Annotated in this window: 20 protein-coding genes and 2 pseudogenes; 10 read left to right on the forward strand and 12 right to left on the reverse strand. The window is 72.7% G+C overall.

Annotation, left to right across the window (positions count from 1 at the left end):
• The first annotated feature begins 129 nt into the window (after nucleotides 1-129).
• Nucleotides 130-975: a GNAT family N-acetyltransferase gene (locus HNR22_RS10250; RefSeq protein WP_179780165.1), complete on the forward strand. Its 846-nt coding sequence runs from the start codon at nucleotides 130-132 to the stop codon at nucleotides 973-975.
• Nucleotides 976-997: 22 nt separating this feature from the next.
• Here the strand turns inward: HNR22_RS10250 and HNR22_RS10255 are convergent, their stop codons facing one another.
• Together HNR22_RS10255 and lgt are read right to left on the reverse strand one after the other, a co-directional pair.
• Nucleotides 998-2,185, reverse strand: coding sequence for an FAD-dependent monooxygenase (locus HNR22_RS10255; RefSeq protein ID WP_179780166.1), 1,188 nt, complete (start codon nucleotides 2,183-2,185; stop codon nucleotides 998-1,000).
• A gap of 15 nt (nucleotides 2,186-2,200) precedes the next feature.
• Nucleotides 2,201-3,391, reverse strand: a complete 1,191-nt coding sequence (gene lgt / locus HNR22_RS10260) for a prolipoprotein diacylglyceryl transferase (protein ID WP_179780167.1) — start codon at nucleotides 3,389-3,391, stop codon at nucleotides 2,201-2,203.
• 102 nt (nucleotides 3,392-3,493) lie between these two features.
• Between lgt and HNR22_RS10265 the strand changes: the two genes are divergently transcribed.
• Nucleotides 3,494-4,096 (forward strand): NUDIX hydrolase, encoded by a 603-nt coding sequence (locus HNR22_RS10265; protein WP_179780168.1) that lies wholly within the window; start codon nucleotides 3,494-3,496, stop codon nucleotides 4,094-4,096.
• A 160-nt stretch (nucleotides 4,097-4,256) separates the two neighbouring features.
• Here the strand turns inward: HNR22_RS10265 and trpA are convergent, their stop codons facing one another.
• The 3 genes from trpA to trpC are packed head-to-tail and all read right to left on the reverse strand — an operon-like array spanning nucleotide 4,257 to nucleotide 7,139.
• The gene (trpA, locus tag HNR22_RS10270; protein WP_179780169.1) at nucleotides 4,257-5,060 is read right to left on the reverse strand and encodes a tryptophan synthase subunit alpha; all 804 of its coding nucleotides are present in this window, start codon (nucleotides 5,058-5,060) and stop codon (nucleotides 4,257-4,259) included.
• A gap of 1 nt (nucleotide 5,061) precedes the next feature.
• A complete protein-coding gene (trpB, locus tag HNR22_RS10275) occupies nucleotides 5,062-6,300 on the reverse strand; it encodes a tryptophan synthase subunit beta (protein ID WP_179780170.1) in 1,239 nt (412 codons plus the stop codon).
• A 35-nt stretch (nucleotides 6,301-6,335) separates the two neighbouring features.
• A complete protein-coding gene (gene trpC / locus HNR22_RS10280) occupies nucleotides 6,336-7,139 on the reverse strand; it encodes an indole-3-glycerol phosphate synthase TrpC (RefSeq protein ID WP_172862221.1) in 804 nt (267 codons plus the stop codon).
• 485 nt (nucleotides 7,140-7,624) lie between these two features.
• Here trpC and HNR22_RS10285 point away from each other — a divergent pair, with 485 nt between their 5' ends.
• On the forward strand, nucleotides 7,625-7,894 hold the full coding sequence (locus HNR22_RS10285) for a hypothetical protein (protein ID WP_088951908.1): 270 nt from the start codon (nucleotides 7,625-7,627) through the stop codon (nucleotides 7,892-7,894).
• Between the two features lie 25 nt (nucleotides 7,895-7,919).
• Here the strand turns inward: HNR22_RS10285 and HNR22_RS10290 are convergent, their stop codons facing one another.
• From HNR22_RS10290 to HNR22_RS31325, 4 genes and pseudogenes are all read right to left on the reverse strand, one after another.
• Nucleotides 7,920-8,519: a Trp biosynthesis-associated membrane protein gene (locus tag HNR22_RS10290; RefSeq protein WP_179783492.1), complete on the reverse strand. Its 600-nt coding sequence runs from the start codon at nucleotides 8,517-8,519 to the stop codon at nucleotides 7,920-7,922.
• A 164-nt stretch (nucleotides 8,520-8,683) separates the two neighbouring features.
• The gene (locus tag HNR22_RS10295) at nucleotides 8,684-10,237 is read right to left on the reverse strand and encodes an anthranilate synthase component I (RefSeq protein ID WP_179780171.1); all 1,554 of its coding nucleotides are present in this window, start codon (nucleotides 10,235-10,237) and stop codon (nucleotides 8,684-8,686) included.
• A gap of 49 nt (nucleotides 10,238-10,286) precedes the next feature.
• On the reverse strand, nucleotides 10,287-10,718 hold the full coding sequence (gene hisI / locus HNR22_RS31320; protein WP_343060035.1) for a phosphoribosyl-AMP cyclohydrolase: 432 nt from the start codon (nucleotides 10,716-10,718) through the stop codon (nucleotides 10,287-10,289).
• Between the two features lie 186 nt (nucleotides 10,719-10,904).
• A pseudogene (locus HNR22_RS31325) lies at nucleotides 10,905-11,735 on the reverse strand (hypothetical protein); the annotation flags it as partial.
• 45 nt (nucleotides 11,736-11,780) lie between these two features.
• On the opposite strand from HNR22_RS31325, the gene HNR22_RS10305 reads away from it, so the two are divergent.
• The 4 genes from HNR22_RS10305 to HNR22_RS10320 all read left to right on the forward strand — a co-directional run bounded on the left by HNR22_RS10305 (nucleotide 11,781) and on the right by HNR22_RS10320 (nucleotide 14,512).
• The gene (locus HNR22_RS10305; RefSeq protein ID WP_179780173.1) at nucleotides 11,781-12,536 is read left to right on the forward strand and encodes an ABC transporter ATP-binding protein; all 756 of its coding nucleotides are present in this window, start codon (nucleotides 11,781-11,783) and stop codon (nucleotides 12,534-12,536) included.
• Nucleotides 12,533-13,288 carry an ABC transporter permease gene (locus HNR22_RS10310; RefSeq protein ID WP_179780174.1) on the forward strand — a complete coding sequence of 252 codons (756 nt, stop codon included), beginning with the start codon at nucleotides 12,533-12,535 and terminating at the stop codon, nucleotides 13,286-13,288. Before HNR22_RS10305 ends, HNR22_RS10310 begins: the two co-directional genes overlap by 4 nt.
• Nucleotides 13,289-13,350: 62 nt before the next feature.
• Complete coding sequence (locus HNR22_RS10315; protein WP_179780175.1) at nucleotides 13,351-13,947, forward strand: TetR/AcrR family transcriptional regulator; 597 nt, start codon at nucleotides 13,351-13,353, stop codon at nucleotides 13,945-13,947.
• Between the two features lie 157 nt (nucleotides 13,948-14,104).
• Nucleotides 14,105-14,512, forward strand: a complete 408-nt coding sequence (locus tag HNR22_RS10320; RefSeq protein ID WP_179780176.1) for a DoxX family protein — start codon at nucleotides 14,105-14,107, stop codon at nucleotides 14,510-14,512.
• 10 nt (nucleotides 14,513-14,522) lie between these two features.
• On the opposite strand, the pseudogene HNR22_RS31330 reads toward HNR22_RS10320, so the two are convergent.
• From HNR22_RS31330 to HNR22_RS10330, 3 genes and pseudogenes are all read right to left on the reverse strand, one after another.
• A pseudogene (locus HNR22_RS31330) lies at nucleotides 14,523-15,266 on the reverse strand (DUF2470 domain-containing protein); the annotation flags it as partial.
• A gap of 87 nt (nucleotides 15,267-15,353) precedes the next feature.
• Nucleotides 15,354-17,132 carry an ABC transporter transmembrane domain-containing protein gene (locus tag HNR22_RS10325; protein WP_179780177.1) on the reverse strand — a complete coding sequence of 593 codons (1,779 nt, stop codon included), beginning with the start codon at nucleotides 17,130-17,132 and terminating at the stop codon, nucleotides 15,354-15,356.
• Between the two features lie 55 nt (nucleotides 17,133-17,187).
• Nucleotides 17,188-19,071, reverse strand: coding sequence for an ABC transporter transmembrane domain-containing protein (locus tag HNR22_RS10330; RefSeq protein ID WP_179780178.1), 1,884 nt, complete (start codon nucleotides 19,069-19,071; stop codon nucleotides 17,188-17,190).
• 172 nt (nucleotides 19,072-19,243) lie between these two features.
• On the opposite strand from HNR22_RS10330, the gene HNR22_RS10335 reads away from it, so the two are divergent.
• The 3 genes from HNR22_RS10335 to HNR22_RS10345 all read left to right on the forward strand — a co-directional run bounded on the left by HNR22_RS10335 (nucleotide 19,244) and on the right by HNR22_RS10345 (nucleotide 22,915).
• The gene (locus HNR22_RS10335) at nucleotides 19,244-19,873 is read left to right on the forward strand and encodes a TIGR03085 family metal-binding protein (protein ID WP_179780179.1); all 630 of its coding nucleotides are present in this window, start codon (nucleotides 19,244-19,246) and stop codon (nucleotides 19,871-19,873) included.
• Nucleotides 19,874-20,000: 127 nt separating this feature from the next.
• A complete protein-coding gene (locus HNR22_RS10340) occupies nucleotides 20,001-20,951 on the forward strand; it encodes a terpene synthase family protein (RefSeq protein WP_179780180.1) in 951 nt (316 codons plus the stop codon).
• A 137-nt stretch (nucleotides 20,952-21,088) separates the two neighbouring features.
• Nucleotides 21,089-22,915, forward strand: coding sequence for an AMP-dependent synthetase/ligase (locus tag HNR22_RS10345; RefSeq protein ID WP_179780181.1), 1,827 nt, complete (start codon nucleotides 21,089-21,091; stop codon nucleotides 22,913-22,915).
• Nucleotides 22,916-22,941: the final 26 nt, after the last annotated feature.

A 22,941-nucleotide genomic window follows, 5' to 3' on the forward strand; every position in this document is an offset into this window, starting at 1 on the left:
CACTCAGGTTGGATCATGGTGGGGACGACGTCGGCCCGTGGGTCTATTGAGTCTACGTTAGGGCCGGGGTCGCAGGACCACCTGAGATTGATCACACCGTCCACAGGCTGGGACGTGTAGTCTCGCGCGGTGGATCAGCTACACAGGGACGTCTTCGACCGGTTGGAGCGCTTCTACGACGCGGTGCCCCGCGACGTCGCCGCTGCGGAGGAGCATGGCGGGTTGGTGCTGTTCGTCCGCGACGGTGCCGGCTGGCCGTTCTACGCCCGCCCCCGGCTCGACGCCACCGAGCCGGCGTCGCTGGCCGACGTGACCTCGGTCCGCGAGCGGCAGCGGAAGCTGGGCCTGCCGGAAGCCTTCGAGTGGGTGCACGAGACGAGCCCCGAGCTGCTGGCGGTGGCCCGCTCGGCGGGGCTGCACGTGCTGGAGGCACCGCTGATGGTGCTCGACCCGGCCGCGCTGCCCGACCCGGCGACGTTGTCCGACGTGGCGGTGCGGGTGCTGGCCGCCGACTCCCCCGGTTTCGCCGCCGATGTCGCCGCGCGGCGTGCGGTGGCAGCGGTGTCGTTCGCCGCCGCCGGCACCGCGCCCGGCGAGGCCGGTCCGGCCGAGCGGGACGCCGCCGTCACCGAACTCGAACTGGCCGCGCTCGACGAGGAGCGTTCCCGGATCGCGGACGGTCGACGGATTTCCGCGCTGGCCGGCACCCCCACCGACGGTGCGCTGGCCAGCGGCATGGCCATGCGCGTCGACGACGTCGCCGAGATCGCCGGGGTGGCCACCCTGCCGGCCGCCCGCCGACGCGGGCTGGGCGCCGCACTCACCGCGACCCTGGCCCGGGAGCTGCTCGCCGCCGGCACCGACCTGGTCTTCCTCTCCGCGGGCAGCGAGGAGATCGCCCGGGTCTACCTGCGGGTCGGCTTCCGCCGCATCGGCACCGCCTGCATCGCCGAACCGGTCGCCCTGATCCCCTGACCCGGGATGGGTCCGGGGTGGGTCAGGTTGGCGGGCGCCACTGGGCCGCGGAGGCTGCGGCGCTGGAGAGCAGTCGCGAGTTGATCGTGCCCAGTGCGGCGTCCCGGGCTCGCAACGCCAACCGGCCCCGAGCCTGGAGCACCGCCGACATCCGTCGGGTCTGCCGGACCACTGTCGCGGCCCGCGGGCGGCGAATCCGGTCGTACGCCTGAACGGCGTCGGGCAGCCGAGCTTCCCGCAGCAGAGAGGCGAGGGTGGCGGCGTCCTCGAACGCGAGGCAGGCGCCCTGCCCGAGGTGCGGCGGCATGGCGTGCGCCGCGTCGCCGAGCAGCACGACCCCGCCCGGCCCGGCCGGAAAGCCGTACGCGCGAGGCAGCGGTCGCAGCTCGCGGACCTCCTGCTGGATCAGGTCGGCCGGGTCGGTGGCGTCGAGCAGTGCGCCGATCGGGGCGGGCCAGCCCGCGTACCAGCGGCGCAACAGGGCGAGCTGGGTCTCCGGTGGTTCCGGGCGGGGTGCGCCGGCGGCGGTGGCCACCCAGTAGATGCCGCCCCGGGTGGACCCGCCGGACGAGCCGCGCTCGCCCAACGACGCGGCCACGAACCGGTAGCCCGCGCCCAGGATCTCGCCGGCGAGTGGCTGGTCGTCGGGTAGCCGAGGTGCCTGGTACCAGGGAATGACGGCCCGCCAGGCGGCGGATCCGGAGCTGACCACCCGGGATTCGGGGGCGAGTTGGCGGCGGATGCCGCTGTCCGTGCCGTCGGCGGCGACCACCAGGTCGACCTCGATGGTCTGCCGTCCGTCGCTGACCGCCGGTCGCTCGCCCGGCTCGACCCGGACGTGGCGTACTGTCACACCGGTCCGCAGCTCGACCCGCTCGCCGAGCCCGGCGATCAGCGCGTCGTGCAGGTCCTCGCGGTGCACGACCACCGGCATCCGGTCGGCGGGGATGGCCCGGGGCTGCACGAGCCAGTGCCCGTCGGGGCGACGGACCCCACCGTCGGGCAGCGGAGTGGCGATGGCAGCCAGGCCCGCGCCGAGGCCCAGGGCCTGCAGCGCGCGGACGCCGTTGGGCCAGAGCACCACGGCGGTCGGCTCGGGACGGACCCGTTCGGCGCGCTCCAGCAGGGTCACCTGCCAGCCGGAGCGGGCCAGCGCGCCGGCCACCGCGAGGCCACCGACCCCTGCGCCGACCACCACCGCGCTTCGCATCGGTGCCGCCCCCGCTCAGCTGTCCCGGTCGGCGGGCCGTGCGCCAGTGGCGTCGGCCCGGTCGGTACGGGCGGCCGACGGGTCGTCGTCGGCCGACGGGCTGTCGACGGTTCCCTCGTCGCCACGCGACTCGTCACCCAGCGGCTCGCCGCCACCGGGCCGAACGTCCTCGTCGGCGGTCGGCTCGGGCGGCACGACGCCGGTGTCCTGCCAGGTGGCGTACTGCTCCTCGCTGACCACCCGGTAGCCCTCCGGCGCGGCGGCCGCCGCGGGGGTCTCCCGCTCGGAGAGGTCCACCTGGGACAGGTCGGACGTGGGGGGCGTGGTCGGCGTCGCCGCCGCGCCGAGCGGGATCAGGAATTCCTGGGGGCCGCGCACCCGGACGAAGTAGATCAACCCGCCGAGGAAGACCAGCGCGGCGGTCCAGACGTTGAGCCGTACGCCGAGGATCTGGTTGGCCTCGTCGGTGCGCATCAGCTCGATCCAGAACCGGCCGGCGGTGTAGCCCATCACGTAGAGCGCGAACGCCCGGCCCCGGCCCAGCTTGAGCCGGCGGTCGAGGAGGAGGACCAACGCGACCACTCCGAGGTTCCACAGCGCCTCGTAGAGGAAGGTCGGCTGGTAGAGGCCCGGTTCGAGGATCGGCTGCCCGGCGTCGTCGCGCAGCGCGTGCCCCGGATTGTCCGGGTCCATCCGGTGGATCTCCAGACCCCACGGCAGGGTGGTCCGGCCACCGAACAGCTCGTTGTTGAACCAGTTGCCGAGCCGGCCGACCGCCTGGGCCAGCGGCAGCCCGGGTGCCAACGCGTCGGCCACCACCCCGAACGGGATGCCGAGCTGCCGGGCCGCGATGAAGGCGCCGAGCGCGCCACCGGCGACGGCACCCCAGATGCCGAGACCGCCTTCCCAGATGGCGAAGGCCTTCATCGGCTCACCACCGGCGCCGAAGTATTTCTCCGGTGAGGTGATCACGTGGTAGATCCGGGCGCCGATGATGCCCGCCGGCACCGCCCAGACGGCGATGTCGAGCACGGCACCGGGCGCAACGCCGCGCTGCCGCAGCCGGCGCTCCGTCACCCAGCAGGCCAGCACGATGCCGGCGATGATGCAGAGCGCGTAGGCCCGGATCGGCACCGGCCCGAGCTGCCAGACCGCGGTGCTGGGGCTGGGCAGGGCCGCCTGGGGGGACAGCGAGGCGAGGGTCACGGGTGCACACGCTACCGCTGCACACCCCCGCAGCGGCACCCCGGGCCGCTGGGGTGCGCATCCCGGTGACTTCTGGTTTGCACCCCCGTACGCTCTTTGTCCATGAGCGCGCTCACCTGGGCGGTCGCCGCGGTCGTCAGCGACGACACCGGCCGGGTGCTGCTCTGCCGGCAGGGCCGGGGGGAACGCCGCTACGCGCTGCCCGGCGGGCGGCTGCGCCCAGCCGAGAGCCCGGTGCGGGCGGCCCTGCGGGACATCCGCGCGGAGACCGGCTGGGAGATCGAGCTGGTCGACCTGGTCGGCGTCTACCACCTGACCGGCCCCACCGGGCAGACGTCACCCGGGCGCGCCGGGCCGCTGCCGGACGTCCTCGTGCACGTGTTCCGGGCCCGTGCGGCGGGGGTCCGACCCGCCGCCGACCCACCGCCGGGCTGCCGGTTGTCCTGGCACTCCCCCGACGCGCTGCCCGAGTCGGTCACGCCGCTCACCCGCGCCGCCGTCACCGACGCCCGCGCGGGCCGCTCCGGCGTCCTCCACGATGTCTCCTGGACGCCCGGTGTCGCCGACCCGGGCCGACCGACAACCGACGACGGCGGGCGGTCGCGGACCGGCCAGGGCGAGCGGTCGGAAGCAGGGCAGGGCGCGGGGGCGGGGCAGCCTCCGGAGCAACGCGGCGAGGCCGCCGACCCGTCCCTGCACCGCTGACAGCCGCCGGGAAGCGTTGCGAGGTCCGTCGCGGGGTCGCGGACATCCGCGCGACCGGCCATCTCCCGATGAGCGATATACCTCCGAGTCATAGATATGACTCGGAGGTATATCGCTCACTACACACACCTGCCCGGCCCGAGGACCGGCGGCGGGCGGCTCAGCGGGTGGGGGTGCGGACGCCCTCGGCGAGTTCGGCGCTGAGGGTACGCAGCGCGGCCAGCCCTTCCGCCTCGGTGGGCGCGTCGAGCACGCACCGGACCAGGGCACTGCCGACGATCACCCCGTCGGCGTACCCGGCGACGGTGCCGGCCTGCACACCGGTGCCCACGCCCAGACCGACACCGACCGGCAGGTCGGTGACCGCCCGGACCCTGGAGACCAACGTCGGCGCGGCGTCGGACGTGCTCGCCCGGGCGCCGGTCACCCCCATCACCGCGGTCGCGTAGACGAAACCGCGGCAGTGCTCCACCGTCATCGCCAGCCGAGCGTCGGTGGACGACGGCGACACCAGGAACGTGCGGTCCAGCCCGTGCGCGTCCGAGGCGGCCAGCCACTCGTCGGCCTCGTCGGGAATAAGGTCGGGGGTGATCAGCCCGGTGCCACCGGCGGAGGCGAGATCACGGGCGAACACGTCCACGCCGTACCGCTCGACCGGGTTCCAGTAGGTCATGGTGACCACCGGAGCGCCGGTGGCCGCCACCGCCTCGATGATGCGCATGGTGTCCGCGGTGCGTACGCCACCTGCCAGGGCGATGTCACTGGCCTTCTGGATCACCGGCCCGTCCATCACCGGGTCGGAGTAGGGAATCTCCACCTCGATGACGTCGACGCCGGCCTCGACCATGGCGGTCATCGCGGCGATGCTGCCCTCGACGGTCGGGAAACCAGCCGGCATGCAGCCGACCAGCAGTGCCCGCCCGTCGGCGCGGGCCTTGTCGAAGGCCACCCCGATCCGGCTCATCTCACCGCTCCTTGTCGAGGATGCCGAAGTAGTCACCGGCGGTGTGCACGTCCTTGTCGCCCCGCCCGGAGAGGTTCACCACGATGGTGGGCTCCCGGCCCAGCTCCGCGGCGAGCTTCGGGGCAAGCGTGAGGGTGCCGGCGAGCGCGTGCGCGCTCTCGATCGCCGGGATGATCCCCTCGGTGCGGCACAGCAGCTCGAACGCGGCCATCGCCTCGTCGTCGGTCACCGGCAGGTAGGTCGCCCGGCCGGTGTCGTGCAACCAGGCGTGCTCGGGCCCGACGCCCGGGTAGTCCAGGCCGGCGGAGATCGAGTGCGACTCCAGCGTCTGCCCGTCGGCGTCCTGCAACACGTAGGTGCGGGCACCGTGCAGCACGCCGGCCGACCCACCGGTGATGCTGGCCGCGTGCCGGCTGGTGGTCACGCCGTCGCCGCCGGCCTCGAAGCCGTACAGCCGCACGTCCTCGTCGCCGACGAAGGCGTGGAAGATGCCCAACGCGTTGGACCCGCCACCGACGCAGGCGGTGACCGCGTCCGGCAGCGCGCCGGTGAGGTCGAGGCACTGCTGGCGGGCCTCGTCGCCGATGCCCCGGACGAAGTCGCGGACCATCGCCGGGAACGGGTGCGGACCGGCGGCGGTGCCGATCAGGTAGTGCGTCTCGTCGACGTTGGCCACCCAGTCGCGCATCGCCTCGTTCATCGCGTCCTTGAGCGTGCGCGAGCCGTTGGTGACCGGGACGACGGTGGCGCCGAGCATCCGCATCCGGGCCACGTTGAGTGCCTGCCGCTCGGTGTCGACCTCGCCCATGTAGACCACGCACTCGAGGTCGAACAGGGCGGCGGCGGTCGCGGTGGCCACACCGTGCTGCCCGGCACCGGTCTCCGCGATCACCCGGGTCTTGCCCATCCGCTTGGTGAGCAGCGCCTGGCCGAGCACGTTGCGCACCTTGTGTGCGCCGGTGTGGTTGAGGTCCTCCCGCTTGAGCAGCACCCGCGCGCCGAGTTTGGCGGAGAACCGCCGGGCCTCGTAGAGCAGCGACGGAGTGCCGGCATAGTCACGCAGCAACGCGGCGAACTCGGCCCGGAAGGACTCGTCCGCCATCGCCGTGCGCCACGCCCCGTCGAGCTCGTCCAGCGCGGCCACCAGGGCCTCGGGAACGAACCGACCGCCGAAGCGGCCGAAGTGGCCGGCGGAGTCGGGCTGCGAGCCGGCCACCGGGGCCAGCGCGTCGGCGCTCATCGGAAAATCCTCTCGGTGGGGCGTTCGGTGCGAGGTCAGCGCACCGGCCTGGGCGTTGCCGGGTGGTTGCCCGCGTTGACCAGTTCGGCGACCGCCTCGCGGGGGCTCTTCTGGGTGACGAGGCCCTCACCCACGAGCACCGCATCGGCGCCCGCCGAGGCGTACCGGATCAGGTCGTGCGGGCCACGGACGCCAGACTCGGCAATCTTGACGACACTGCTGGGCAGGCCGGGCGCGATCCGCTCGAACACGGACCGGTCGACCTCCAGGGTACGCAGGTCACGGGCGTTGACCCCGATCACCTGCGCGCCGGCCTCCAGAGCGCGGTCGGCCTCTTCCTCGTCATGCACCTCGACCAGCGCGGTCATGCCCAGCGACTCGATGCGCTCCAGCAGACCCATCAGCACGTTCTGTTCGAGCGCGGCGACGATCAGCAGGACCAGGTCGGCGCCGTGCGCGCGCGCCTCGTGCACCTGGTAACTGGAGACCACGAAGTCCTTACGAAGCACCGGCACGGTGACCGCGGCCCGGACGGCCGCCAGGTCGTCCAGTGAGCCGCCGAACCAGCGTCCCTCGGTCAGCACGCTGATCGCCCGAGCCCCACCGGCCGCGTAGTCGACGGCGAGGTCGGCCGGATCGGCGATCTCGGCCAGCCGGCCCTTCGACGGCGACGAGCGCTTCACCTCGGCGATCACGGCGACGCCGGGCTTGCGCAGCGCCGCGTACGCGTCCAGCGGCGGCGGCGCCGCCGCTGCCAGTTCACGGATCCGCTCCAGCGGAACCTGCTCCTGGCGTCGGGCGACGTCCTCACGTACGCCAGCCAGAATCTCGTCGAGCACGCTTACGGACGCTGCCTGACCGGCGTCGTCCCCCTCCGCGTGCGCATGCTCAGCAGTCATCAACGGACTCCCCTCTCCGGGCGTCATGGGCCGATGCTAGGGGCAGCCGACCGACGCCGGACGCCGGGGGTATGGCGCTGCTCACGAAAAGGGCTGCGGCATAATGGCCGACTTGCCGTGAACGGTGTGTCACGCAGCGCCACCTCCGATATCGACCACCGTCACGGGTACGGGGCCCGGCGGCCACGGTCGAACCGGGCCGATCCATCGATCATGCCACCAGTTGGCGGACGGCGCTCGGTGACAATGACGCCGATCGATGTTGTGAGCAAGCTCAAGGTTTGACAGGCGGCCCTGGTCAGGGCCAAGGCGGGACAGTTGACCGGACGTTCACGGCGGCGAAACGTCAGCCGGCGAGCATCGTCCTCGGGCAGACTCAATGGCGCGCCTGCCCCGACCGTCGCAACTCCTCGTGCGAGGTGACCATGAGCATTTCCGAGCCGCAGCCGACCATCGGCCTGACCACCATCTCGCGCACGGTGGCGTCGCTCGCCGTCGGCGTGGTGCACAGCGTGGAGCGGGCCGTGGTGGGCGAAGGACGGATGCGGACCGCCCGCGGCAACGCCTGGGAGGCCGTCTGCGCCGACCGGGCCCGCGCCGACCAGCGTGCCGAGCTGAACCGCCTGGTAGCCGAACTGACCGCCGCCCGCGCCGCCGGTCGCCGAGCTCAGCGGGAGCACCAGCCGGTCGGCTGACCCGTCGACCGCACCGGCCGTCGCGTCAGTCGGCCGTCGGGTCCTCGCCCCGGTCCAGGGCGTCCCACGCCTCGGTGGTCCGCCGCCCGGCCAGCGGAGCCGGCGGACCCTCCGAACCAGCCGGCACCGACGTGGTTGCAGGGGCCGAACGCACCGGCCGCTCGTACCGGGCGCCCATCGCCGGCCAACCGCCACCACGCAACGCCGTCCACCACCCGCCAGCGGCAACCAGCAGACCGCCGAGCAGGCAGAGCGCCGGCCACTGCCGGCTCACCGAGCCGCCGATGTCGGCGACCAGCCCGTACCCGCCGCCCGCCGCCACGGCCAGCCCCAGCGCGCCAAGCAGCCCGCCGAGCACCTGCCGCAGTCGACCCCGGGTGGCCAGCACCGCGCCACCACCCGCCAAGGCCACCAGCGCCAGCGCCGGCAGCCAGGGCAGCAGCCCGGCACCGCTGCGGGTGTCCCGCACCGGCGGCAGCGGAGCCGGGCGCACCGTCAGCTCCACCGACCAGCTCCGCGTCGCCGCCCACAACGCCAGGCCCGCGCCGGCCAGACAGAGCAACACCGCGTACGTCAACTCGCGCCGGCCCACAGCGGACCGCTCCTCGGCACTCACCGAGCCCACCTCCCGTTCGCGACTGCGGGGCTCCGCTGCGCTGCACTCCTCGCACTCACCGAGCCCACCTCCCGTTCGCGACTGCGGGGCTCCGCTGCGCTGCACTCCTCGCACTCACCGAGCCCACCTCCCGTTCGCGACTGCGGGGCTCCGCTGCGCTGCACTCCTCGCACTCACCTGGCAGGCCGCAAGGTTTCGGCGGCCGCGATCGCCGCCAGCACGGCGGCGGCCTTGTTCCGCGTCTCCTGGTCCTCGGCGGCCGGGTCCGAGTCGGCGACCACCCCCGCCCCGGCCTGCACGTAGGCGCGGCCGTCGCGGATGAGCGCGGTCCGGATGGCGATCGCCATGTCCAGGTCGCCGCCAAAGCCGAAGTAACCGACAGTGCCCCCGTAGACGCCCCGGCGAACGGGCTCCAACTCCTCGATGATCTCCATGGCCCGCACCTTGGGCGCGCCGGAGAGCGTACCGGCCGGGAAGGTCGCGGCGAGCGCGTCGAAGGCGGTCTGGTCGTCCCGCAGCGTGCCGGTCACGGTGGAGACGATGTGCATGACGTGGCTGTACCGCTCGATGGTGGCGAACTCGGGCACCTCCACGCTGCCCGGCTGACAGACCCGACCCAGGTCGTTGCGGCCCAGGTCGACCAGCATGACGTGCTCGGCCCGCTCCTTCGGGTCGGCGAGCAGCTCCTGGGCGAGCGCTGCGTCGGTGGCGGGGGTGCCGCCGCGCGGCCGGGTGCCGGCGATCGGGTGCAGCAGCGCCCGCCGTCGCCCGTCCTCGCCGCCGGTGACCTTCAGGTGTGCCTCCGGGGACGAGCCGACGATGTCGAACCCGTCGAAGCGCAGCAGGTACATGTACGGGCTGGGGTTGCTGGTGCGCAGCACCCGGTAGACGTCCAGCGGGTCGGCGTGGATCGACCGCTCGAAGCGCTGGGAGAGCACGATCTGGAAGCACTCACCGGCCCGGATCGCCTCCTTGGCCGCCTCCACCGCCTTCGGGTACCCGTCGGCGGGCGTACGGCAGAGCACCTCTCCGGCCGGCGGACGCTCGACGGTGGAGATCATCGGCGGGATGGGCCGTGACAGCGCGGTGGTCATCGCATCGAGTCGACCGACCGCGTGGTGGTACGCGGCGGTCACCTGCGGGGCGCGGTCCGGGGCGTCCGATGGTGGCAGCACCGCGTTGGCGACCAGGATCGCGGAGCCGTCGTAGTGGTCGAGCACCACCAGGTCGGTGGCGAGCATCATGCCCAGCTCCGGCACACCCAGGTCGTTCTCGGTCAGCTCCGGCAACCGCTCGAAACGGCGGACCAGGTCGTAACCCAGGTAGCCGACCATGCCGCCGGTCAACGGCGGCAGACCGTCGGACGGGTCCCCTACCGGGCCGGCCAGCGCCGCCACCGTCTCCCGCAGCACCCGCATCGGGTCACCCTCGGTGGGCAGCCCGGCCGGCGGCTGGCCGAGCCAGGTCGCGACGCCGTCCCGCTCGACGAGGGTGGCACTGCTGCGTACGCCGATGAACGAGTACCGCGACCAGGCCATGCCGGCGGACCCGACGCCCTGCTCGGCCGATTCCAACAGGAACGTGCCCGGCCCGCCGGCCAGCTTCCGGTAGACCCCCACCGGGGTCTCCGCGTCGGCCAGCAACCGCCGGGTGACAGGCACCACCCGCCAGCGGGTGGCCAGCTCGGTGAAGGCGGCCAGATCGGGGCTGACGATGCCGTCGGTCATGGCTGGGTCTGCCTTTCGTTCACGGCTGTGGGGCTCGACCGCGCCGCGCTCACCGTGCCTCCGGCGTGGTGACGGGGAGCTCGGTGAAGAAGCAGGTCCGGTGCCCGGTGTGGCAGGCCGCTCCGACCTGGTCCACGCTCACCAGCAGCGCGTCCCCGTCGCAGTCCAGGGCGACCGAGCGGACGTACTGGTGGTGCCCGGAGGTGGCGCCCTTGACCCAGTATTCGCGTCGGCTGCGTGACCAGTAGGTGGCGCGGCCGGTGGTGAGGGTGCGGTGCAGCGCCTCGTCGTCCATCCAGGCGACCATCAGCACCTCGCCGGAGTCGTGCGCGCGAACCACGGCGGCCACCAGGCCGTCCGCGGAACGGCGGAGCCGGGCCGCGATGGCCGGGTCGAGCCGGGACGGACGAGCCGGCTCGGACACCACCGGGTCGCTCGGATCGCTGGGAACGCCGGTCACCGGCGAGTCAGGTACGGGCACAGTGACGAATTGTCCCGCACGCGGTGCGGGCACCGGCGACCGCTCCCGCCCGGACTGCGGCGCAAGCCCGGCTGGTCGGGCCAACTGGGCCACGTAGCGGTCCAGCCGACCGTCGACCAGGGCGGCGGCCAGGTCCGCGCCGGCCGTGTCGGCGATTTCCTCGGCGTACGGCCGGATGAGCGGCAGTGTGCCGGCGACCAGCCGTACGGCGGCGGCCCACAGTTGGCCGGTGGCGCCCGGGCGCAGCCCGAGGCAGAGCAGCATGTCCGACCGGTAGCCGGGTGGGGCGACCGGCAGTTCCAGGGCCGCCGCGAAGGCCGCCCGACGGGAGTGGACCCGCACCGACGGGTTGGCCGGGCGCAGCACCGACGGGCAGAGGCGGGCCAGGTCGGCGACGGCGAGCCGGACCCCCACGCGGTCGTTGGCGACGCGGGCGGCGGCGGTCTTACCGAGCGTGGCGATCAGCTCCTCCAACCGGGGTGGCTCGGCGGGCTGACAGAGCACCGGCAGATCGATCCGGGGCCGCCAGTGCGGGTCGGCCCAGAGCAGTCGCGCCGGCGTGGTGACCGGCAGCCCGAACGCCCAGTCGGCGGGTTCGCCGAGCCGGTGCACCCAGGAGCGGACGTCACGGGCGGCCACCGAGACGTGGGTGACCCGGCCTGCGGATTCGGCCAGGTACGCCTGCCGGGCGGCGTACGGGGCACCGCCGACCAGCACGTCGAGGTCGACGTCGCTGTGTGCGGTGGCGGCGCGGCGGGCGTGACTGCCGCGCAGGAGGATGCCGACGACCGGCCGCTCGGCGCCCTGCCGCAACCGCGCGGCCCAGTCCTCAAGAAAACCGCTGTTCGGTAACGGAGCGTGACCCACCGCGCCATCGTGCCGTACGTCCGATCGGCGCGCAATGCCCGTTGGCGGACTCGGTGTCCGGTCCGGAGCATACTGCCCGTTCTCACGCTCTTCGTGACGGCGGGCAGTCGGACACGGGTCTTGGCCGTTGCGCCCGGATCGGTATTTCATCTAGCGTTGAGTTCAACGAATGATGAGTTTCTTTGGAGGTGCGCGATGGACGACGCGATAGCCGTCCGCGACCTGGTCGTCGACCGAGGCGGGCGGCGGGTGCTGGACGGCATCAGTTGCCGCGTCCCGCGCGGGGCGGTCACCGGTCTGCTCGGCCCCAGCGGCAGCGGCAAGACCACGTTCATGCGCGCGGTGGTCGGCGTGCAGGTGGTCGGCGGCGGGGAGATCACCGTCCTGGGCCAACCGGCGGGCACCCCGGCACTGCGCCACCGGGTGGGCTACCTGACCCAGGCGCCGAGCGTCTACGCCGACCTGACGGTTCGGGAGAACGCCCGCTACTTCGCCGCCCTGTACGGGCGGGGGCGGGTCGAGGCCGACCGCGCGGTCAGCGATGTCGGGCTTGCCGACGCGGCGGGCCAACTGGTCGCCACCCTCTCCGGCGGCCAGCGCAGCCGGGCCTCCCTGGCCTGCGCGCTGGTCGGCGAGCCGGAGCTGGTCATCCTCGACGAGCCGACCGTCGGTCAGGACCCGGTGCTGCGGGCCGACCTCTGGGCCCGGTTCCACGCGATGGCCGCCGCCGGCACCACCCTGCTGGTGTCCAGTCACGTCATGGACGAGGCGGCCCGCTGCGACCGGCTCCTGCTGATCCGCCAGGGGCGGCTGATCGCCGACGACAGCCCGGCCGCCATCCGCACCGCCGCCGGTGTCGACGACCTGGACGAGGCGTTCCTGCGCCTGATCCGGGCCGGCGAGGCAGACCCGACCAGCACCGCCACGACAGCCGGACAGGAGCAGTCATGAACCCGCGGATCCTGGCGGCCACCACCGGCCGCATCCTGCGCCAGCTCCGGCACGACCGGCGGACCATCGCGCTGCTCGTGGTGGTGCCGGCCGCCCTGCTCACCCTGGTCTACTTCATGTACTCCGACCAGCCCACCCCGCCCGGGCAGCCGACGACGTTCGACCGGATCGCGCTGGTGATGCTGGGCATCTTCCCCTTCGTGATCATGTTCCTGGTGACCAGCATCGCCATGCTCCGCGAACGCACCTCCGGCACCCTGGAGCGGCTGCTCACCACACCGCTGGGCAAGCTCGACCTGCTCTTCGGGTACGGCATCGCGTTCGGGCTGGCCGCCGCGGTGCAGGCCGCGGTCGCCGCCGGTGTGGCGTACTGGATCTTCGGCCTGGAGACCGCCGGCAGCATCGGTCTGGTGATCGGGATCGCCGTCGTCGACGCCGTGCTCGGTGTCGCCCTCGGGCTGCTGTGCAGCGCCTTCGCCCGCACCGAGTTCCAGGCAGTACAGTTCCTGCCAGTCGTGGTGGTCCCCCAACTGCTGCTCTGCGGGCTGTTCGTGGCCCGCGACCAGATGGCCGGCTGGCTCCAGGCGCTCAGTGACGCCTTCCCCCTGTCGTACGCCATCGAGGCGTTGCAGGAGGTCGGTGCCCACGCCGAGCCGACCGGCAGAATGTGGCGGGACGTGGCGGTGGTGCTCGGGGCGGTGGTGCTCGCGCTCGTGCTCGCGGCGGCCACCCTGCGTCGGCGCAGCGGGTGAGGCTGCGGCAGCCGTGGGCGGACCGGCCCACGGCTGCCCAGGTGGACGAACGAAGGGCGGCGATGACGCGGCGGACCGGCCGGCGACCCGGCAACCCGGACACCCGGGAGGCGATCCTCGACGCGGCGCGCACGGCGTTCGCCGAGCGTGGCTTCGACTCCGCCTCGATTCGCGCCATCGCCGGCACGGCAGGCGTCGACCCGGCGCTGGTGCACCACTACTTCGGCAGCAAGGACCAGCTCTTCCTCACCGCGATGGACTTTCCGGTCGACCCTGGTGAGCTGGTGCCGAAGGTGATCGCGGGCGACCCGGACGGGGCCGGTGAGCGACTCGTGCGCACCTTCCTCGGCGTCTGGGACTCACCGGCGGGCAGCGCCGCCCAGGCACTGCTGCGTTCCGCGGTGAGCAACGAGTGGACCGCTCGACTGCTGCGCGAGTTCGTCACCACCCAGGTCCTGCGGCGGGTGCTCGAACAGCTCGACGTCGATCCGGCCCAACTGCCGCTGCGCGGTTCCCTGGTGGCCACCCAGATGATCGGCCTGGCCATGATGCGGCACGTGGTGCGTCTGGAGCCGGTCGCCTCGGCGGACCCGGAAACCCTGGTCGCCGCGATCGGCCCGACGATCCAGCGTTACCTCACCGGCCCCCTGCCGACCTAGGGCCTGTTTCATAAGAACTGGCGGCCTTATGAAACAGGCCCTAGCCGTCCAGCAAGGTCGGTCGAGACAGGCCGGCTCTCCGGTTCGCAGGGTTGAACGGTGCGGAATCGGAGATGGTAGGGGAACCAGTCTTCGACAGAGCCCCAGGAACAGGATCATGAGCCAACCGGCGAAACCCGTTCTGCAGGCCATCGGTCAGGCCTCCCTCGGCGCTGTCCTGCTGAGCACCGGCGTTGGTCACCTGACGACGAAGCGGCAGGAGTTTCGGGCACAGGTGCCGTCCTGGCTGCCCGTCGACGTCGACAAGGTCGTGGTCGTGTCCGGTCTCGCTGAGGTCGTGCTGGGATCGGCGTTGCTGGCGACGTGGCGCCAACCCGCCCGCCGGCTGCTCGGCCGGGCCGCCGCCGGCTTCTTCGTCGGGGTCTTCCCCGGCAACATCGCCCAGTTCGTCGAACGCCGGAACGGCTTCGGGCTGGACACCGACCGCAAGCGGGCGCTACGCCTACTCGGTCAGCCGGCGCTGGTGGCGTGGGCGCTGGCCGCGACCCGCGATCGGTCCCGCTGACCGGCTCAGTGCGGCGGGCGGCCTCGGCCGGTCGGCGCAGCGTCGGGAGCAGCCAGCCCAGTTCGTCGGCGTCGGCCAGCGGACCCGGGAAGGCCAGCCGGATCCGGCGCCGGGCGCCCGGTCGACCGAGGGCGACCACCAGCCCGTAGCGGTCGATGCGCACCACCCGGGGTGGCCCGTCCGGGGTGTGCTCGGTCAACCCGAGCTGCCGGCGCAGGTACTCGGTGACCTGCGCGCTGTCGCGCTCCGCGAGGTCGGCCAGTAGGCGCGCCTCGACCGGGTGCACCGGGTCCGGCTCGGCCTCGGCGTACTCGACCGGGTCGACCCGGTGCACGGCGCCGGCCCGCTCCCAGCGGACCTCGACCACCTCGAAGCGGAACAGCCGGAACCGGGTGCCCAGGTCGAGCAGGTCCCCGGTCGGCTCCACCGCGGCGAAGTCGACCGCCGCCTGGCGGGCCTCGTCGCCGTGCAGCTCGGCAGCCCACCCGGAGACCCAGGCGCGACCCAGACCGGGCGCACCGGCCGCGGGCGGCAGGTCGAGCACGTCGAGCACCACCGCCACGTCGCTGCCCCCGCCCACCGGTTGCAGCGCGGCGGCCAGGTGGCTGGCCACCGGCACCAGCAGCAGCACCCGCCCGTCCGGGTCGGTCACGTGCCGGGCGTGGTGCGGGCCGGGCCGGTGGGCCAGGTGGACGAGACCGGGCAGGCGGCCGGCGACGAGGGTACGAACGATCTCGGCGGGGTTGGGCCGCATGGGCGCGACCTCCTTCGAAGGTTAGGCTTACCTAAGCCGGAGCCTAGAGCACCCGACCTTCGACGTCCACCACACCGGCGCATCACGTCACCGGGTCTGCTCCAGCCAGGACGCGTAGAGCAGGCCGTAGACCGAGTCCGCGTCGCGGACCAGCTCGTCGTGCGGGCCCCGCTGCACCACCCGACCCCGGTCCACGACGATCACCTCGTCGGCCGCCTGCGCCGTGGAGAGCCGGTGGGCGATCGCGAGGGTCGTCCGGCCCCTGGTGACCGCGTCCAGGGTGCGTTGCAACCGCACCTCGGTCGCCGGGTCCACCGCGCTGGTCGCCTCGTCCAGCACCAGCAGGTCCGGGTCGGCCACGTACGCGCGGGCCAACGCGACCAACTGCCGCTCCCCGACGCTGAGCGCCTCGCCGCGCTCGCCGACCGGAGTGTCCAGGCCCGCCGGCAGGCCGTCCAACCAGTCCGACAGACCCAGCTCGGTGAAGGCCGCGCTCAACTGCTCGTCGGTCAGCTCCGGTCGGGCGAACCGGACGTTGTCCCCCACCGTCGCGTCGAAGAGGAAGCCGTCCTGCGGCACCATCACCACCCGGGAGCGCAGCGAGTCGAACCGGACCTCCGCCAGCGGCACCCCGGACAGCAGCACCGCGCCCGCCGACGGGTCCATCAGACGGGTCAGCAGCTTCGCGAAGGTCGTCTTGCCGCTGCCGGTCTCGCCGACCACCGCCACCCGGCTCTTCGCCGGAATCTCCAGGTCGATGTCGTGCAACACCGGCGGACCGCCCGGGTACGCGAACCGCACCCCCGAGAAGCGGATGTCCAGCGGCCCGCTCGGCAGCTCCCGCCCCTGCTCCCCCGGGTCAGCCACGTCCGGGGCGACGTCCAGCACGTCCAGCACCCGACGCCAGCCCGCGATCGCGTTCTGCGCCTCGTTGAGCACCTCGGTGGCGATCTGCACCGGCTGGATGAAGAGCGTCACCAGGAACAGGAACGCGGTCAGCTGGCCGATCGACAGCGTGCCGTCCACGCCCAGCATCACCCCGAGCACCACCACGCCGGCCAGCGCCAGCCCGGCGGCCAACTCACCGACCGAGCTGCCCACGATGCTGATCCGGATCGCCCGCTGCTGCGCCAGCCGCTGCCCGTCGATGGCCTCGTCCAACCGTCGCTCGGTGCGCCCCGCGATGCCGTACGCCCGGATCACCGGCGCACCCACGACGCTCTCACCGATCGCGCCGAGCAGCGTGCCGGTGCGCTGCCGCACCGTCGCGTACGCCGAGCCCAGGCGCTGCTGCAACTGCCGGATGACGAACACGGCCGGCAGGAACGCGGCCAGCACCACCAGGGTCAACTGCCAGGAGTACGCCAGCATGACGGCGGTGGTGACCACCAACTGACCGAGGTTGACCAGCAGGATCACCCCGCCCCACTGGAGGAACTGGGTGATCTGGTCGACGTCGCTGGTCACCCGCGAGACCAGCGAGCCGCGCCGCTCCGACTGCTGGTGCAACATCGACAGGTCGTGCACGTGCCGGAACGCCCGCGTCCGCACGTTGGCCAACGCCGTCTCGCTGACCGTGAACAGCCGGCGCATCATCAGATAGCCGCAGACCGTCGTGATCACCAGGATCGCCGTGGTGATCGCCACCACCGTCCAGACCACGTCGAGGTCAAGACCACCGACGAGGCCACGGTCGATGCCCTGCTGCACGGCGACCGGCACGGCCACCCGACCGACCATGTAGACCAACGCCAGGGCCAACGTGCCGGCCAGACCGGTCCGCAGCTCCGGCGACAGCGCCAGACCCCGGCGCAGGGTCTGCCAGGTCGTCTCCTCCCGCTTGTCATCCGTCCCCGTCGCGCTCACCGGGCCCGCCTTTCGTTCGCGACTGCGGGGCTCCGCTTCGCTGCACTCCTCGCGCTCACCGGTCCACCTCGATTTCCAGGCCCGAGGGCAGCGGCGCGACATCGTCGCCGTACGAACTTTCCTGCGCGCGGTCGACCTCGGCCTGCTCGTAGGCGGTGACGAGGTCGACGTAGCCGGGCACGGTGGCCAGCAGCTCGGTGTGGGTGCCCCGGGCGACCACCCGCCCCTGCTCCACGTAGATGACCTCGTCGGCGAGCGCGATGGTGGCCCGCCGGTACGCCACCACCAGGATCGACGCGACCGGCACCCCCGGCTCGGCCGTCGACGACCGCAGCCCGGCCAGGATGGCCGCCTCCACGCGGGGGTCCACCGCGCTGGTCGCGTCGTCGAGCACCAGCAGGCGCGGCCGGCCCGCCAGCGCGCGGGCCAGGGTGAGCCGCTGCCGCTGCCCGCCGGAGAGCGAGGTGCCCCGCTCACCGACCATGGTGTCCAGGCCGTCGGGGAGCGCGGCGACGAACCCGTCCGCCTCGGCGAGCCGCAGCGCCGCCCAGACGGCCTCGTCGTCGATGCCCTGCCGGTCGAGGGCGATGTTGGCGCGAACCGTGTCGTCGAAGACGAACGGCACCTGCGCGACCAGCGCCACAGTGCCGGCCAGCGACGCGGCGGTCAGCTCGCGCACGTCCACCCCGTCCAGGCTGACGGTGCCGGAGTCCGGGTCGACGAGGCGCACCGCCAGTGAGGCGATGGTGGACTTACCGGCGCCGGTCGGCCCGACCAGGGCCACCGTCCGACCGGCCGGCACGGTGAAGCCGACCTCACCGAGGACCTGCGCGCCGGTCTGGTGCGCCTCGGCCGGCGGGTAGGAGAAGTGCACGTCACTGAAGGTGAGGGTGGCCGGGCCGGCGCTGGCCGGGTCGAGCACGCGCTGCCCGTACGGCATCTCGCCGGTGGCGTCGAGCACCCGGCGGACCCGGTCCCAGCCGGCGACGCTGCGCGGCAGCTCGGCCAGGACCCAACCGATGGCCCGCACCGGGAAAGCCAGCACGGTGAAGAGGAAGGCCACGCTGACCAGCTCGGTGACGCTGATCGCGCCCTGGCGCAGCCGGAACGCCCCGACCACCAGCACGGCGAGGGTGCCGAGGCTGGGCAGGGTCTCCAACAGCGGGTCGAAGACGCCGCGCAGCCGACCGACCGCGATCAACGAATCGCGCAGCTCACCGGCGCGGCCCGCGAACCGGGCGGTCTCCTGTGCCTCGCGACCCATCGTCTTGACCACCAGGGCGCCGTCGAAGCTCTCGTGGGCGATGCCGCTGACCTCGGCGCGCAGCCGCTGCGCCCGGGCCTGCCGGGGTGCCATCCGGCGGGAGTAGACGACGTTGAGCGCGAACAGCGCGGGGAAGACCGCCAGGCCGACCAGGGCGAGCGCCCAGTCGGTGGCGAAGAGCGACACGATCGCGCCGACCAGCATCACCAGCGTGCCGACGGCGAAGGGCAGCGGCGCGATCGGGTACCAGGCCGCCTCCACGTCGGAGTTGGCGTTGGACAGCAGGGTGCCGGTGGAGTTGCGGTGGTGCCAGGACAGCGGCAGCTCCAGGTACCGGCGGGTGACCCGGCGGCGGTAGGAGGCCTGGAGGCGGTACTGCATGTAGCCGGCACCGAGCCGACGGCCGAAGATGCCCGCCACCCGCAGCACGCTGATCCCGAACAACGCGGTCGCCGCCAGCGCCAGGGTGCCAGCGCCCACCTCGCCGCGTTCGATGGCCGGAAGCGCCACCTCGCCGATGACCGACCCGACGACCCGCGCGCTGACGATGATCATCCCGCCGAAGAGCACGCTGCCCACGACCGCGACGGTGAAGATCCGTGGCTGCTCGCGGATCGCCTGCCGCAGGACCCCCAGCCCTCGGCTGAGCACGTCCCGACTTGTCCTGCTCGCCACACTCTCCCCCGCCGTAAGCCGCAATTATCTCCCTCATCCTTACCGGTCCGGGCCAGCACCGCCGACCCCGACGGGATATGTCGACCATCACGTACCGGACGGGGCGAACGGCGGACATCGACCTGGCGCCCGTTGTGGCGCGACAATCAGTCGCCGGGCCTACGATCGGGCCATGCCGCGGTACGCCCGAGCCGAGCGCGATGCGCTGACCGACCTCCTTCTGGCCCTCGGGCCGGACGCCCCGACGATCAACGAGGGCTGGGCGACCCGTGACCTCGCCGCACACCTGGTGCTGCGGGAACGCCGCCCGGACGCGGCCGGGGGCCTCGTGCTGCCGCCGCTGCGCGGCTATGCCGAGCGGGTCCGTCTCCGCCTCGCCGCGGGGCCCTATCCGGACCTGGTCGCGCAGGTGCGCAACCCGCCGTTCTGGAGTCCGGTCAGCAACCGGCTGACCGACGAGCTGGCCAACATGATGGAGTTCTTCATCCATCACGAGGACGTGCGGCGGGCCGGCTCCGGGTGGCAGCCCCGCGACCTGCCGGTCGGCCTCCAGGCTGCGCTCTGGAAGCGTGCCTCCCCGATGGCCCGGCTGACGCTGCGCCGCTTTCCGGCGGACCTCTACGTGCAGGCGCCCGGTCACGGCGAACTCTCCGTCGGCCGGGGCGGCGAGCCGCTTCGGGTGGTCGGCGCTCCGGCCGAGCTGGTCCTGTTTCTTTCCGGTCGGCAACGGGTGGCCCGGGTCCAACTGGACGGCCCACCGGAGGCCGTCCGACGCCTGCGGACCGCCAGCCTGGGAATGTGACGGTCTGCATCGAAAAGGTCACCAATCTACTGTGGAATGCCCCACACCCAGCGAGGAAGGCTGATACCTCCTCACGTACGCTTCACCGCGCCGCTCCTTGCCGAGCGGCGACGAGTGGGGGCGGACTGTGCGGAGTTTCGCGATTTCGGCGCTGCGGGAGCCCCCGTTTCCCGTAGGTCGCCACGAGGCCACCGAACGGGTGGCGGACGAGAGCATCGAGTGGGCCCAGACCTTCGGGCTGATCGATTCCAGCCAACGGGTTCGTCGGCTGCAACGGGCCGACGCCGCCGGCCTGGCCGGCCGCGCCTGCCCGACGGGCTCGGTGGACGGGTTGCGACTGCTCACCGACCTGATCAGCTGGCTCTTCGTGATGGACGACGCCTGCGACGAGGACGGTCTCGGCGCCGACCCGGTCCGCCTGGGACCGGCGATCAGCACCCTGCTCGACGTGCTGGACCGGTACGGCAACCCGGACGTCCCACCGCCCGCCGTCGGACCCCTGGGTGACGCGTTGCACGACCTGTGCCGCCGGACCCGGCTGCACGACGACCATGCGGCGCTGCTGCTGCGGTTCGTCAGCCAGATGCGGGAATATCTGCTGGCACTGCTCTGGGAGGCGACCAACCGGGAGCGTCGGCGTGTGCCGGAGGTGGCGGAGTACGTCCAACTGCGCCGGCACATCGGCGGCGTGCACCCCTGCCTCACCCTGACCGACCTGGCATCGGCGCGGCCCCTCGGGGCGATCCAGCGCGCCAACCCGGCGCTGCTCGCACTGGATCTGCTGGCGGTGGACCTGGTCTGCTGGTGCAACGACCTCTTCTCCTACGGCAAGGAGAGCCGGGCCGATCCGGAGGCGCACAACCTGGTCACGGTGATCGCCCAGGGCACCGCCGGGGACGAGGCGACCGCGTTGCGGGTCGTGGCGAACCGGTTCAACCAGAGCCTGGCGGCGTACCTGGAAGCGGAGGAGGCGCTGCTGTCCAGTGGGAACGACGAGATGACCCACGCGGTGGCCACCCGGCGCAACTGGGTCCGGGCCACCTACGACTGGTCAGTCGTGGCTGCCCGGTACGCCTGATTCCGCGTACCGGTCGGTGCGTTGGGCCGGACGGACGATCACCAGGGCTAGCCGATGCACGGTGCCACGCAATACTCTTCGGTAACCATCATGACGTGACGACCGTCACGCCACCACCCCCGAAGGCGGCTACAGCGATGGCTCTCGATGTACCGTACCGTTCCATCCCGGACATGTTCCTCAAGCGCGTGGCGGCCACCCCCGACCGGAACGCGTTCGCGTCCCCCGCCCCCGACGACTCGGGGCCCGTCTGGCTGACCTGGGAGCAGGTCGGCCAGCGCGCCAAGGCGGTCGCCGCCGGCCTGCACGGCCTGGGCGTCGGCCAGGAAGACCCGGTCGCGATCCTCGCCAACACCCGACTGGACTGGGTGATCGCCGATCTCGGCATCATGTGCGCCGGCGGGGCGACCACCACCGTCTACCCGACCACCGAGCCGGCGGACGCGACGTACATCATCGCCGACTCCGGCTCGAAGGTGCTCTTCGCGGAGAACCCGGCCCAGGCGGCGAAGATCGCTGGCGCCAACCTGCCGGCGTTGACCCACGTGGTGCTCCTCGACGGCGACACCGACCAGACCGCGGCGATCCCCCAGTTGACCCTCGCCGAGTTGGAGGAGCGGGGCACCCGCGCGCTGGCCGCCGAGCCGGATCTGATCGACATGCTGGTGGCCGGCATCGGCCCGGACCACCTGGCCACCCTGATCTACACCTCCGGCACCACCGGACGACCCAAGGGCGTCGAGCTGCTGCACGGCGGCTGGTGCTGGGAGGCCGTGGCGCAGGCGGAGGTCGGGCTGCTGCGCGACGACGACCTGCAGTACCTGTGGCTGCCGCTGGCCCACTCGTTCGGCAAGACGCTGCTCTGCGGTGCCATCCACGTCGGCCTGCCCACCTATGTCGACGGGCGGGTGGAGAAGCTGGTCGACCTGCTGTCGGTGATCCGCCCGACGCTGATGTGCGGCGCTCCCCGGGTGTTCGAGAAGGTCTACAACCGGGCGGTGACCACCGCGCAGGCTGGTGGCGGCGCGAAGGCGAAGATCTTCGCCTGGGCCGTCGGCGTCGGCAAGGAGAAGGTGACCCTGGAGCAGGCCGGCAAGCCGGTGCCGGGCGGGCTGAGACTGCGCTACGGCCTGGCCGAGAAGTTGGTGTTCAGCAAGCTCCAGGCCCGCCTCGGCGGCCGGATGCGGGTGCTGGTGTCCGGCGCGGCTCCGCTCAGCCCGGAGATCGCCACCTTCTTCGCCGCGGCGAACCTGCCGATCTCGGAGGGCTACGGCCTGACCGAGACCAGCGCCGGCAACTTCGTCAACCCGCCGTCCGGGCTCCAGATCGGCACGGTGGGCCGGGCGATGGGTGACCTGGAGTGCCGGATCGACACCGACGGGGAGATCCTGGTGCGTGGTCGGCCGGTGATGCGCGGCTACCACAACCTGCCGGAGGAGACCGCCGCCGCGTTCACCGAGGACGGCTTCTTCCGCACCGGTGACATCGGCACCCTGGACGAGCAGGGCTACCTGCGGATCACGGACCGCAAGAAGGACCTGGTCAAGACCTCGGGCGGCAAGTACATCGCGCCGTCGCACATCGAGGGGATGTTCAAGGCGATCTGCCCGTACACCTCGCAGGCGGTCGTCGTCGGTCAGGCCCGCAACTTCTGCACGATGCTGGTCACGCTGGACCCGGACGCGATCCGGGGCTGGGTCGCCGGTGGTCCGCTGGAGGGGCGCAGCTACACCGAGATCGTGGCCTCGCCGGAGGCCCAGGCGATGGTCGAGGAGTACGTCGCCCAGCTCAACGCCAAGCTCAACCGCTGGGAGACGATCAAGAAGGTGGCCATCCTGCCGCGCGACCTGACGATCGAGGACGGCGAGATCACCCCGTCGTTGAAGATCAAGCGACGTGGTGTGGAGAGCAACTTCGCGGCCCAGATCGACAAGATGTACGCGGGCACGCTCGCCGAACTGTGAGCCGGCCGAGGGTCCCGTGTCGGCGG

The organism is Micromonospora jinlongensis, assembly GCF_013410645.1.
Taxonomy (GTDB): Bacteria; Actinomycetota; Actinomycetes; order Mycobacteriales; family Micromonosporaceae; genus Micromonospora; species Micromonospora zamorensis.